8 protein-coding genes and 2 pseudogenes are annotated in these 13,333 nt (G+C 41.9%); all 10 read left to right on the forward strand.

Translation table 11 applies throughout. The features are described 5' to 3' along the window. Nucleotides 1–10 precede the first annotated feature (10 nt). The 10 genes and pseudogenes from rnpM (at nucleotide 11) to HMPREF2832_RS07275 (ending at nucleotide 13,024) form a co-directional block, all read left to right on the forward strand. Nucleotides 11–307: an RNase P modulator RnpM gene (rnpM, locus tag HMPREF2832_RS07235; RefSeq protein WP_003010401.1), complete on the forward strand. Its 297-nt coding sequence runs from the start codon at nucleotides 11–13 to the stop codon at nucleotides 305–307. After that, the gene (locus tag HMPREF2832_RS07240; RefSeq protein ID WP_003010399.1) at nucleotides 300–599 is read left to right on the forward strand and encodes a YlxQ-related RNA-binding protein; all 300 of its coding nucleotides are present in this window, start codon (nucleotides 300–302) and stop codon (nucleotides 597–599) included. The genes rnpM and HMPREF2832_RS07240 overlap by 8 nt, the downstream gene beginning before the upstream one ends. A gap of 16 nt (nucleotides 600–615) precedes the next feature. Beyond that, nucleotides 616–739 (forward strand): annotated as a pseudogene (locus tag HMPREF2832_RS10590) (translation initiation factor IF-2 N-terminal domain-containing protein); the annotation flags it as partial. A gap of 98 nt (nucleotides 740–837) precedes the next feature. Next, nucleotides 838–3,330, forward strand: a pseudogene (gene infB, locus HMPREF2832_RS07245) (translation initiation factor IF-2); the annotation flags it as partial. Nucleotides 3,331–3,402: 72 nt separating this feature from the next. Next, entirely contained in the window at nucleotides 3,403–3,753 is a 351-nt protein-coding gene (gene rbfA, locus HMPREF2832_RS07250; protein ID WP_003003976.1) for a 30S ribosome-binding factor RbfA, read from the forward strand. Nucleotides 3,754–4,203: 450 nt separating this feature from the next. Then, nucleotides 4,204–5,835: a Na/Pi cotransporter family protein gene (locus HMPREF2832_RS07255; RefSeq protein ID WP_070506188.1), complete on the forward strand. Its 1,632-nt coding sequence runs from the start codon at nucleotides 4,204–4,206 to the stop codon at nucleotides 5,833–5,835. A gap of 154 nt (nucleotides 5,836–5,989) precedes the next feature. After that, entirely contained in the window at nucleotides 5,990–7,147 is a 1,158-nt protein-coding gene (nagA, locus tag HMPREF2832_RS07260) for an N-acetylglucosamine-6-phosphate deacetylase (RefSeq protein WP_042760248.1), read from the forward strand. 131 nt (nucleotides 7,148–7,278) lie between these two features. Continuing rightward, on the forward strand, nucleotides 7,279–7,497 hold the full coding sequence (locus HMPREF2832_RS07265) for a hypothetical protein (protein WP_003018530.1): 219 nt from the start codon (nucleotides 7,279–7,281) through the stop codon (nucleotides 7,495–7,497). Continuing rightward, nucleotides 7,494–8,336, forward strand: coding sequence for an aldo/keto reductase (locus tag HMPREF2832_RS07270; RefSeq protein ID WP_070506156.1), 843 nt, complete (start codon nucleotides 7,494–7,496; stop codon nucleotides 8,334–8,336). Before HMPREF2832_RS07265 ends, HMPREF2832_RS07270 begins: the two co-directional genes overlap by 4 nt. Nucleotides 8,337–8,605: 269 nt before the next feature. Continuing rightward, entirely contained in the window at nucleotides 8,606–13,024 is a 4,419-nt protein-coding gene (locus HMPREF2832_RS07275) for a S8 family serine peptidase (RefSeq protein ID WP_070506158.1), read from the forward strand. Nucleotides 13,025–13,333: the final 309 nt, after the last annotated feature.

The raw sequence follows: 13,333 nt of genomic DNA on the forward strand, positions 1-13,333 counted from the left end.
GGGAGGGAAAATGGTAAAAACAAGAAAAATCCCTTTAAGAAAATCTGTCGTTTCAAATGAAATTATTGATAAGCGCGATTTGCTTCGCATTGTCAAAAATAAAGAAGGACAAGTCTTTATCGATCCAACTGGCAAAGCCAATGGTCGAGGTGCTTACATCAAGTTAGACAATGAAGAAGCGGCACTTGCTAAGAAAAAGAAAGTTTTTAATCGTAGCTTTAATATGGAAGTGGAAGAAGCTTTCTATGATGAATTGATCGCTTATGTAGATCATAAGGTGAAGAGAAGAGAGTTAGGCCTTGAATAAGCAAAAGATAAGTAATTTGTTGGGCTTGGCGCAAAGAGCAGGAAAACTCATTTCTGGAGAAGAACTCGTGATCAAAGCAATCCAGGAAGAAAAAGCGAAATTAGTTTTTCTGGCAAATGATGCAGCTAGTAACCTGACAAAAAAGGTGACGGATAAGGGTCACTATTATGAGGTTCAAGTATCTACCGTGTTTTCAACACTAGAATTAAGCACTGCAATTGGACGTGCCCGTAAGGTCGTCGCTGTTGTAGATGCTGGATTTTCAAAGAAAATGAGGTCTCTTATGGAATAGAAGAGGAGGACAGCAATTGTCTAAGAAAAGATTATACGAAATTGCCAAAGAATTGGGCAAGGAAAGTAAGGAAGTCGTCACTCGAGCGAAAGAATTAGGTTTTGACGTCAAGAGTCATGCATCTAGTGTCGATACTGATGTTGCTGAAAAGTTGATCAAGAGCTTTTCAGCGAAAAAAGAAACAGTCGAAAAGAAAGTAGCAGAAGTGGCTGCCAAGACAACGGCTGTCGCAGAGAAAAAAGAAGCAGCGCCCGTCAAAAAAGAAGGAGCAACTGAGACAAAATCAGTAACGCCAGCTGCTAAACCAAAGAGTCGTAACTTTAAAGCGGAACGAGAAGCGCGTGCAAAAGAGCAGGCTGAACGTAGGAAACAACAAGACAATCGTCCAAAACGTGATCGCAAGGACAATCAGCGTCATGGTGACAACCGAAATCAACGACCACAAGAGCGAAATGAACAACGAAATCAAGGTTCTGAGCGTCGCAATAACCGACCAGATCAAAGACGTAGTGGACAACCCCAAGTGGCACCAAAAGTTGATTTCAAAGCGCGTGCAGCAGCACTGAAAGCTGAACAAAATGCTGAGTACGCACGTGGAAGTGAAGATCGCTACAAACAACAAGCTGCAAAAGCAGAACAAGAACGTCAACAGCGCCGGAAACGGGTAGAAGCACCAGAAGTGAAAGCACCTGTACAGGAGCCAGCTCTTGAGAACCATACAAAACCAGCTGTTGCTGCTGCTCCAGCTCAAGTCGATACACGTCGGAAGAAACAAGCGCGACCAGATAAGAAACGCGATGATTTTGATCGTGAAGAAGATGGTCCAAGAAAACAACAAAGGAATCGAAATAGTCAAAATCAAGTGAGAAATCAGAGAAATAGTAACTGGAATAACAATAAGAAAAATAAAAAAGGAAAGAACAACCGTAATGATGCTCCAAAACCAGTAACAGAGCGTAAATTCCATGAATTACCAAGTGAATTTGAGTATACGGATGGAATGACGGTTGCAGAAATCGCAAAACGCATCAAGCGTGAACCGGCTGAAATCGTCAAGAAACTCTTTATGATGGGAGTCATGGCGACTCAAAACCAATCGCTGGATGGAGATACGATTGAACTCTTGATGGTGGATTATGGAATTGAAGCCAAGAAAAAGGTTGAAGTGGACAATGCCGATATCGAACGCTTCTTCGTTGAAGATGGTTATTTGAATCCAGATGAGTTGGTAGAGCGTCCACCAGTTGTCACCATCATGGGACACGTTGACCACGGTAAAACTACCCTTTTGGATACCCTTCGTAATTCACGTGTAGCAACAGGTGAAGCGGGAGGAATCACCCAGCATATCGGTGCCTACCAAATCGTGGAAAATGGCAAGAAGATTACCTTCTTGGATACACCTGGACACGCGGCCTTTACTTCTATGCGGGCGCGTGGTGCATCTGTTACGGATATTACCATCTTGGTTGTAGCAGCAGATGACGGGGTGATGCCACAGACCATCGAAGCCATCAACCACTCAAAAGCTGCCAATGTTCCAATCATTGTGGCCATCAACAAGATCGATAAACCAGGAGCTAATCCAGAGCGTGTCATCGGTGAATTGGCAGAGCATGGAGTTATGTCAACAGCTTGGGGTGGTGATTCTGAGTTTGTAGAAATCTCAGCCAAGTTCAACCAAAATATCGATGAACTCTTGGAAACGGTCCTTCTTGTGGCCGAAATCCAAGAACTCAAGGCAGATCCAACTGTTCGTGCCATCGGTACTGTTATCGAAGCGCGTTTGGATAAAGGAAAAGGTGCAGTGGCAACCCTCCTTGTTCAACAAGGTACCTTGAATGTTCAAGACCCAATCGTTGTCGGAAATACCTTTGGACGTGTCCGTGCCATGACCAATGACCTTGGACGTCGTGTGAAGGTGGCAGGACCATCTACTCCGGTTTCTATCACTGGTTTGAACGAAGCGCCTATGGCGGGTGACCACTTTGCGGTTTATGAAGATGAAAAATCTGCGCGTGCAGCTGGTGAAGAACGTGCCAAACGTGCGCTGATGAAACAACGTCAAGCAACCAACCGCGTCAGCCTTGAAAATCTCTTTGATACCTTGAAGGCTGGGGAAGTGAAATCTGTTAATGTCATCATTAAAGCCGATGTACAAGGTTCGGTTGAAGCCCTTGCTGCTTCCCTTCAAAAGATTGAAGTGGAAGGTGTGAAAGTGACCATCGTTCACTCAGCAGTTGGTGCGATCAACGAATCAGACGTCACCCTTGCAGAAGCTTCAAATGCCTTCATCATCGGATTTAACGTCCGTCCTACTCCACAAGCACGTCAACAGGCTGAAGCTGATGAGGTAGAAATCCGTCTTCACTCAATCATCTACAAAGTGATTGAAGAAATGGAAGATGCCATGAAGGGTATGTTGGATCCTGAGTTCGAAGAGAAAGTCATCGGGGAAGCAGTTATTCGTGAAACCTTTAAGGTCTCTAAAGTGGGTACCATCGGTGGATTTATGGTCCTCAGTGGTAAGGTTACTCGTGATTCCAAAGTCCGTGTCATTCGTGACGGTGTCGTGATCTATGACGGTGCTCTTGCAAGCTTGAAGCACTTCAAAGATGATGTCAAAGAGATCACAAATGGTCGTGAAGGTGGATTGATGATTGAAGGCTACAATGATATCAAGACAGATGATACCATCGAAGCCTACATTATGGAAGAAATTAAAAAATAACAGTTGACTAGGAAAAAAGAGGGGGACCCTCTGATTTCCTAGTTTTTAAACACAGAGCAGAAAGGAGTTCCTATGGCAAGTCATTTTCGGACAGATCGAGTAGGGATGGAAATCAAGCGTGAAGTCAATGAGATTTTACAAAAGAAAGTCCGTGACCCGCGTGTTCAAGGCGTTACTATTACGGATGTTCAAATGCTAGGTGATTTGTCTATGGCCAAAGTGTATTATTCAATTATGAGTGATTTGGCTTCAGACAATCAAAAGGCTCAGACAGGCCTTGAAAAAGCAACAGGAACCATCAAGCGTGAATTAGGTCGGAATTTGAAACTGTACAAGATTCCGGATCTTACTTTTGTCAAAGACGAGTCTATCGAATACGGTAACAAGATCGATGAGATGTTACGCAATTTGAACAAAGACTAGAGAGGTTGGAAATTTTCCACGCCCAGATTGAAAGACAAAGTCTTCTTAGAAACTTTCCTTAGGTGAGTACGGACGTCAGCGAACTTCTTCGAAGTTCCATGACTAATTATTGAGCCTAAGGTCTCAATAATTCCGAGTACCTGAAACTATTAAGTTTCAGGTACTTTTCTCACGACGAAAAGTTTCAGTAGATGATTGAATCACTCTAACGAGTAACATTTCTTTTTATAGAATTTATTAGATTTATAAAAAAGAATAGTTTGTCTACAGTCTCGGGTTGGAAATTTCCAACTTCTTTTTTTGGCTCTTAAAATGAGGAAAATAAAACAGAAAGAAAAAAACGGTTTCAAAAAATAATAGAAATTTACAGAAATCTCTTGTGTGATTGGAAATTATCCTTTACAATAGGAGAGGAGTTTTATTTCTGATCTCATAATTGGAGGAATGATCATGTCCATTAACTGGCAGGAAATTTTGTTTAACTTTTTGGGAGGGTTGGGTCTCTTTCTCTATAGTATTAAAACCATGGGAGAAGGACTGCAACAAGCTGCAGGGGACCGTCTTCGCTACTATATTGATAAATATACGAGTAATCCCTTTCTTGGAGTCTTAGTAGGGATTGGGATGACTGCCTTGATTCAGTCGAGTTCAGGGGTTACAGTGATTACGGTCGGTCTGGTGAGTGCAGGACTTCTAACCCTCCGTCAAGCTATTGGTATTGTTATGGGGGCCAATATTGGAACGACTATTACCTCCTTTATCATTGGTTTTAAATTAGGAGACTACGCTCTTCCCATGCTCTTTATCGGAGCGGTTTGTCTCTTCTTTACCAAAAATCGTTTGGTTAATAATGTTGGACGAATCGTTTTTGGTGTCGGTGGTATCTTCTTTGCCCTCAACTTGATGAGTGGGGCTATGGAACCTCTTAAAGATTTGCAAGTCTTTCGTGACTATATGGTGCAGTTAAGTAAAAGTCCTATCTTGGGTGTCTTTGTTGGATCAGGCTTAACACTTTTGATTCAGGCCTCTTCTGCAACCATTGGTATCTTGCAAAATCTCTATGCTAGTCATTTGATTGACCTGAAAGGAGCCCTCCCAGTTCTCTTTGGTGATAATATCGGAACGACCATTACAGCTATCATTGCTTCCTTGGGAGCTAATATTGCGGCCAAACGTGTGGCAGGTGCCCATGTAGCCTTTAATGTTATCGGAACCATTATCTGTCTTGTCTTCCTTGTTCCGTTTACCTCTTTGATTCAATGGTTTGAAACGACTCTTCATTTATCCCCAGAAATGACCATAGCCTTTGCTCACGGAACCTTTAATATAACCAATACCATCATCCAGTTCCCATTCATTGGAGCTTTGGCATACTTTGTGACCAAGCTGATTCCTGGTGAGGACGAGGTTGTCAAATATGAACCGCTCTACTTGGATGAAAATTTGATCACTCAAGCACCTTCGATTGCTCTTGGAAATGCGAAAAAAGAGTTGCTTCATTTAGGTGGATATGCAGATAAAGCCTTTAGCCTCTCTTATGATTATATTGTTCATCAAAATGAGAAAACAGCTGAAAAGGGTCATAAGACAGAAGAAGCCATCAATACCATCGATGATGATTTGACTCGCTACCTGATTCGTTTGTCAAGTGAAGCCTTGAGTCCGAGAGAAAGTGAAGTTCTCACCAATATCTTGGATTCTTCACGGGATTTGGAGCGGATTGGAGATCACGCGGAAGCCTTGATCAATCTGACCGATTATTTAATTCGTAAGAAAGTGGTCTTTTCAGAAGCGGCCTTGGCTGAATTGGAAGATATTTACAACCAAACCCATCAATTTGTAGAGGATGCCTTAAAAGCTGTTGAGAACAATGATGTGAGTCTTGCAAACCAATTGGTAGCACGTCACGAGGCAATTGAAAAGTTGGAGAAAAGACTTCGGAAAACCCATATTCGTCGTTTGAACCAAGGTGAATGTACACCTCAAGCCGGAGTGAACTTTATTGATATTATTTCTCACTATACACGAGTTGCAGACCATGCCATGAATCTGGCTGAAAAAGTACAAATCGAGCAAATTTAAGGAACGTCAAACAGAGTAAGTAGGAAGCTTACTCTGTTTTTTTGTTGGATTCTATTCAAAAATAGGTCTAGACCATTTACAAATAGAAGTGAAAGCGTTATAATATGTATGAATATAAATGGAACACAGTTCCTACAATGGAAAGGACGATTTTATGTCTACATATATTAAAGCAGATCAATTTTATTATCCACATGGGGTTCGCCGCGGAGGCTATTTGGAACTCGTTGATGGCAAGTTTGGAAAACATGTGGAAAGCTTACCAGAAGGTGCGGATGTGTTGGATTATTCAGGGTACAGTATTGCGCCTGGCCTCGTAGATACCCATATTCACGGATTTGGTGGGGTAGATGTGATGGATAACAATATCGAAGGCACTCTCCATACCATGAGTGAAGGGCTCTTGAGTACAGGGGTTACGAGCTTTTTGCCTACGACCTTGACTTCCTCTTACGAACAACTTTTGGCAGTAACTGAAAATATCGGTGCACGATACAAAGAAGCAACAGGAGCTAAGATTCGCGGGATTTATTTTGAAGGACCTTATTTCACAGAAAAATACAAGGGAGCTCAAAACCCGTCTTATATGAAGGATCCAAGTATGGAAGAATTCCGTGCTTGGCAAAAAGCTGCCAATGGTCTGTTGAATAAGATTGCCCTTGCTCCCGAGCGTGAAGGGGTGGAAGAATTTGTTCGGACTATTACAGGAGAAGGGGTGACAGTCGCTTTGGGACACTCCAATGCTACTTTTGAAGAAGCTAAAAAAGCGGTTGATGCAGGTGCGAGTGTCTGGGTGCATGCCTACAATGGTATGCGTGGTTTGACGCACCGTGAACTCGGTATGGTTGGTGCCATGTATGAGTTGCCTCATACCACAGCAGAGTTGATCTGTGATGGCCATCACGTTGATCCGCTAGCGTGTGATATCCTGATGAAACAAAAAGGAAAAGAAAATGTTGCCTTGATTACGGACTGTATGACAGCTGGGGGATTAGAAGACGGGGATTATATGCTTGGGGAATTCCCAGTCGTGGTTGCTGAAGGGACTGCTCGCTTGAAATCAACTGGTAATCTAGCTGGCTCAATCTTGAAATTGAAAGATGGATTAAAAAATGTTGTAGAGTGGGGAATTGCTAACCCTCACGAAGCAGTGATGATGGCCAGCCTCAATCCGGCAAAATCAGTCCATATTGATGATGTTTGTGGTCAAATTCGAGAAGGATATGACGCGGACTTCATCGTACTTGACCAAAATTTGGATCTGGTTGCGACCTATCTCGATGGGGTCAAACGTTACCAGGCAACGAATTAGATTCAAGAATCGAAGATAGAATACTTCCTCTCTAGGTCATACCTAGAGAGGTTTTTGTTTACCAATGGTAGTGCAATTTTGTGAATGCTGTCTTTTCATGCTATAATGGGAATTGAAATGTGAGGTAGCTTATGAAGGCAATTGATATACGTTTTTTATTGATGGGAATTTTTTTCTTGCTCTATGGGATTGTAAGAAAAAATATCTTTATTGTGATTGTTGGTGGGGCATTTTTACTCTATAGTTTTTATAGCAAGAAGATGGAGCCAACCAAGAAGAATATTTTTAAGCCAGAGCTCAAGCTTCGAGGGCCTAAGAAACCGAAATCGAAGAAAGGAAAGAAAAAATGAACAATTATCGTTTAAATAATGGGGTGGAGATTCCTGTATTAGGATTTGGAACCTGGAAAGCAGCAGATGGAGAAGAAGCCTATCAAGCTGTCTTAGCTGCTTTAAAAGCAGGTTACCGCCATATCGATACAGCTGCGATTTATCAGAATGAAGAGAGTGTGGGTCGGGCCATTAAAGACAGTGGTCTTGCGCGCGAAGACCTGTTTATTACCACCAAACTTTGGAATACGAATCACACCTACGAAGATGCTCAAGCTGCTTTGGAAGAGTCTCTTGAAAAACTGGGCTTGGACTATGTAGATCTTTATTTGATTCATTGGCCAAATCCAAAACCACTTCGAGAAAATGATGCTTGGAAACAACGAAATGCTGAGGTTTGGCGGGCAATGGAAGATATGCTAGCTGCTGGCAAGGTTCGAGCTATTGGTATTAGCAATTTTCTGCCTCATCATTTGGAAGCCCTCCTTGAAACAGCTCGGGTCATTCCGTCTGTGAACCAAATTCGTCTAGCACCTGGGGTTTACCAAAGCGAAGCCATTGCAGCGAGTCGTAAGCATGGCATTTTACTAGAGGCTTGGGGACCTTTTGGCCAAGGAGAATTGTTCCAAAATGAACAAGTAAAAGAAATGGCTACTAAATATGGAAAGACCGTCGCTCAACTAGCCTTGGCTTGGAGTTTGCAAGAAGGTTTCCTTCCATTGCCCAAATCGGTTACACCTGAGCGGATTGCGAGTAATTTAAATTGCTTTGATTTTGAATTGACAGCAGATGATATGGAACTCCTTCGCCATCTTCCGGTTGAAGCAGGTGCACCAGATCCAGACACCAAAGATTTTTAAGAAAGAATATCTATTCATTAATGAAAACCGAGGACAGTTTCGTTCTCGGTTTTTAAAATCCTTTCAATGATTAAATAATTTTAAAACTCTAATAAAAACAGATGTTCTATAATGCTTTCCCATGCAACTTCAAAATTTTCCGAACGAAAATTAGTTAATAGTTAGTAACATTCGTGAATGTTACATTTGTGTTACAATTTGTTTTTTGAATGAATTTTCAGATAATTTTGCGTTATAATAGTTACTATTAAAATAAAAGGGGAGTTTCTATGAATAGACAAGAACGTTTTTCATTAAGAAAATACAAATTTGGTGTAGCCTCAGTTTTATTAGGGGCTGTTTTGGTATTTGGATCTGCACAAGCGAGTGCTGAAGAACAAGCGGCCAGCCAAACGAGTGCTGGAACACAGCTTGTAGCCACTACTCAACAGGCACCTGCTGAAGAAGAGCATTCACAAGCAACAGAAGCAAGTACAGCAGTTGCTAGTGAGAAAGTAGAAGTTGCAAAAGAAGCAACAGTTGCTGCAAAGACAACGAATGCAACAGAAGCAGCTCTTGTTGAAAAAACAGAAGCTCCGAAAGAGGCAGCTACTGTTCCAGAAACAAAACCGGAAGTAGCGGAAAAACCTGTAGAAAAAGCAACAGCAGTGGCTACTGCGACAAGTTCAGAAACAACGAATCGCCATGAGGCAGCTGAAAAACCTCAAAGCATCGAAAGTGACGAAATTATTACTGTTCCCCAAACCTGGAAGCAAGGTTATAAAGGGGAAGGGATGGTTGTCGCCGTCATCGACTCTGGTTTGGATGTGAACCACGAGGTTCTTCGGATTACCGATCCTTCAAAAGCTAAGTTTAAAAACCAAGGAGAAATCGAAGCTGCTAAGAAAGCAGCAGGAATTGATTATGGTAAATGGTACAACGACAAGGTTGTCTATGCCTATGACTACTTTGATGGGACCGACAATATCAAAGAGGCCGAAAGAGATTCTCATGGGATGCACGTTACAGGGATTGCAACAGGGAATCCTGATAAAGCAGCAGGAAACGGAGAAAAGATCTATGGTGTAGCACCAGAAGCGCAAGTTATGTTTATGCGTGTCTTCTCAGATCGCCAAAAAACAACGGGATCTGCTCTTTATGTAAAAGCAATTGATGATGCTGTAGCTCTTGGTGCAGATACTATCAACATGAGTCTTGGTTCTACGACTGGTTCTACGGTCAATGCGGATTCAGATATTGTGGATGCCATTAAACGGGCGCGCGCTAAAGGCGTATCTGTCTTAATTTCTGCAGGAAATAGCAATACTTTTGGGAATGGTTATTCTAGACCAGCAGCAGAAAATCCAGATTACGGTTTGGTTGGAAATCCATCAACGGTAGAGGACTCTATTTCTGTTGCTTCAATCAATAATAAAATCATTACCACAGAGGTTTTTGAAGTCAAAGGTTTGGAAGGTAATGCAGAAGTAGATAACGGGAAGTTTGATTACAGTAAATCTGCTGCAGACGCTGATTTTGAAAAAGGCAAAGAGTACGAATATGTGTCAGTTGGTCTTGGAAAAGAAGATGATTTCAAAGATCTGGATCTTACCGGTAAATTAGCCTTAATCCAACGCGGGGAAATTCCATTCTCAGAAAAGATTGCGAATGCCTTCCATCATGGTGCAGCAGGAGCTTTGGTCTACAATAATGTGGAAGGATCGAACCTTGGAATGGCAATTGAAGGAGATGCGAAAAAGATCCCATCTGTCTTTATTTCAAAACGTTATGGGGAAGCTCTTAAGGCAGGTTCCTACAAAATTGTCTTTAACAATACTATGGCCAACCGTCCATCTCCAGAGGCAGATCAATTGTCTGATTTCTCAAGTTGGGGAGTAACAACAGATGGTCAGTTGAAACCAGATGTCACAGCACCTGGTGGAAATATCTTTTCTTCTTTGAATGATAATACCTACGGAGATATGAGTGGTACAAGTATGGCCTCTCCTCATGTAGCAGGTGTGGCAGCTTTGGTCAAAGAATACCTTGTGAAGAACCACCCAGAATTGACTCCAGAACAAGTTTCTGAAACTGTCAAAGCCTTGATGATGTCTACGGCTAAACCACATGTTAATAAAGAAACCGGTGTTTATACTTCTCCACGTCAACAAGGAGCAGGGGTTGTAGACACAGCTGCAGCCGTTTCAACAGACTTGTATGTGACTGGTGAAAACAACTATCCAAGCGTTACTCTTGGAAATGTTGGAGATAGCTTTACCTTTGATGTGACGGTTCACAATATTTCAGATACCGATCGTACCTTGAAAATGTTGGTGAATACTGACACAGATGAAGTGAAGGATGGTAAATTTACCCTCCGTCCACGTAAATTGACTGAAACAGCTTGGCCTGAAGTAACCGTGAAAGCACATAGCTCTGAAACGGTTACGGTGAAAGTCGATACAAGTAAATTCACAGAAGAGTTGAGCAAAGAAATGCCGAACGGCTATTTCCTTGAAGGATTTGTTCGCTTTGTAGATCCGGCAGATGATGGGGATGTGGTCAGCTTGCCGTTTATGGGATTCAAGGGAGAATTCCAAAACCTTCCAGCTGTTGAAAAACCAATCTATGATTTGGTTCGCGAAGGAAAAGATGGATTCTACTATCATGTTCCAAAAGATTTGAATATCTCCTCTAGTGCCAACGTTTCTGCGCTTGTTACCCTTCGAAATGACCTTCTCCTCACACAAGGAAAACGAGATGGTCGTCGGATTACCGTTCTTGGTATTGAAGAAAATGCGGAAGGTACACATTCTCTTCAACTAGATGAGAATGGAAATGTTCGCATTGCCATTTCACCAAATGAAGATGGGAATAAAGACCTTGTTGAATACAAGATAGTCGCTCTTCGAAATATTGAAAACCTTCGTGCAACTGTTTATGCAGCAAGTGATACGGAACATAAAAATCCATTGTGGGAAGGAACTCCATCTGACCATCGTAAGAACTTCTTCAACGGTGACCAAAAGAACCCACGAAGCTATACGCTAGCTAATACTGCCTGGAATGGTATTGATGCGAATGGGAATGCGGTAGCAGATGGTCTATATGATTATGTCATCCGTTACACCCCAATGGTTCCTGGAGCTGAGGAGCAATCAACGACTTTCAAGGTTCGGGTTGATACTCAAAAACCAGTGATTACATCTGGCTATATTCGCTTTAAAGACGGAGCACAACAGTTTGTATCACGTAAAGCCAAAGATGTTGGCGATGGTGGTATCTTAACTGAAAAACTCGTCTATGTGACTCCATTTGATGATCAGGGGACAATGGTCCAAACCAGTGAAGATAAGAATGGCACACGTGCGCTTGAAAATTACCATGTGATCAAGGCCAATGCAGATGGTAGCTTCGATCTTCCTGAAAACATCGATAAGAAGAATATCTACTACTATGTAGAAGATTTTGCGGGGAACGTAGATTATGTTTCACTAGCTGATTTAGTTCGGGATCAAAATAGTGGTCGGGTTCAAATCGCAGTTCGTGACGCTAAAACGAACAAAGATTTGGATACTATGTATGTTTACCGAATCAAAGATAGCAATGGCCAATACGTGTCAGTTGATAAGACAAAAGATATTAACTTCTTGAACTTTGGTCATTACACTGCAGAAATCTTTACGTATGATCGTACAGAAGTGAAATTTGTCAGCGGCTTAACGCAAGAATTTGATTTGACAGAAGATAATAGTTTCCAAACGATCGCTTTCCTTGCCAATACTTTAGAATATGCACCAGTTAGCATCAGCTTTGATCAACCGGTTTCAAAAGCAGCTACGATCGTATTGAAAGGGGCAGATGGTGAAAACTTTGTCTTGCCTGCTGAAAAATATGGTAAAAATGGCTTTGGTAAATCTGTCGCAACTGGTCAATATACCTTGGTTGCAACTCTTCCTACAGGCTATGAACTAACTGAGGAAGCACCAGTGATCTCAGTTGTCGCAGGGCGCAACAACAATTATCGTATTGGAGTGATCTCGAAAGTGGATCTCTTGGCTGCTTTAAACAACCAAGCAGATATTACAAAGACAGCTCAATACTTCAATGCGAGTGCGGATAAGAAGGAAGCCTATGATCAAGCCTTACAAGCGGCCCAAGTAGCCTTGACCAACAAGGTTAGTCAAGAGCAAGTCAACCAAGCTCTAGCTAGTCTTGAAGCTGCTAGCCAAGCTTTGGATGGGAAAGATTCAAACGTTGCGGCCTTGAAAGAAGCCATGCAGGCTTACGATGCTACGACTAAAACTGGTCGTTATGCCAATGCCAAAGAAAAAGTACGTCGCGACTACGACCGCGCTTTCCAAACAGTAGCCTTGCTTGCAGTTGATCCAACTGTGAAACAAGAACAAATCAATCAAGCACTTGCTGAGCTTAGCCGTGCGGAAGGAAAATTAAACGGGAAAGCAACTGATTTTTCAAGCCTTGAAAAATACATCAAGGAAGAATTGAAGTTCCAAGAAAAGAATGCTAAATTCATCTATGCTGGAAATGAAGAAAAAGAAGCTTACCTAGCAGCCTTCAAGGATGCACAAACCATCCTTTCAAATCCAGCAGCAAGCCAACAAGATGTGAAAGATGCCTTGACAGCCTTGAAGAATGCCAAGAAAAAACTTCATGGTAAAAAACCAAAAGCTGCAAGACGTCCATAATTGATATAAGATAGTTTGTTAGCCTAAAATCCATCTGAAACATTTGTTTCAGATGGATTTTTATTTACAAGTACCTAAAAATTTGCTATAATACTAGTCAAGAAAGAAGGGCTTACGGCGTTTTTCTAGCGAGCTTGGGATAGTGAGAGCCAAGTAGAGCAAAGTAAGCAAGTGGCACTTTCTCTCAGTAAAAGCTGAGTAAAGTAAAATAAAATGAAGTAATAAATTAGGGTGGAACCGCGTTTCTGACGCCCCTAGGTCAAACGACTTAGGAGCAGAGACACGGTTCTTTTTGCATCCTGAGTCACA

The sequence above is a fragment of the Streptococcus sp. HMSC073D05 genome (assembly GCF_001812015.1).
Classification (GTDB): domain Bacteria; phylum Bacillota; class Bacilli; order Lactobacillales; family Streptococcaceae; genus Streptococcus; species Streptococcus parasanguinis_D.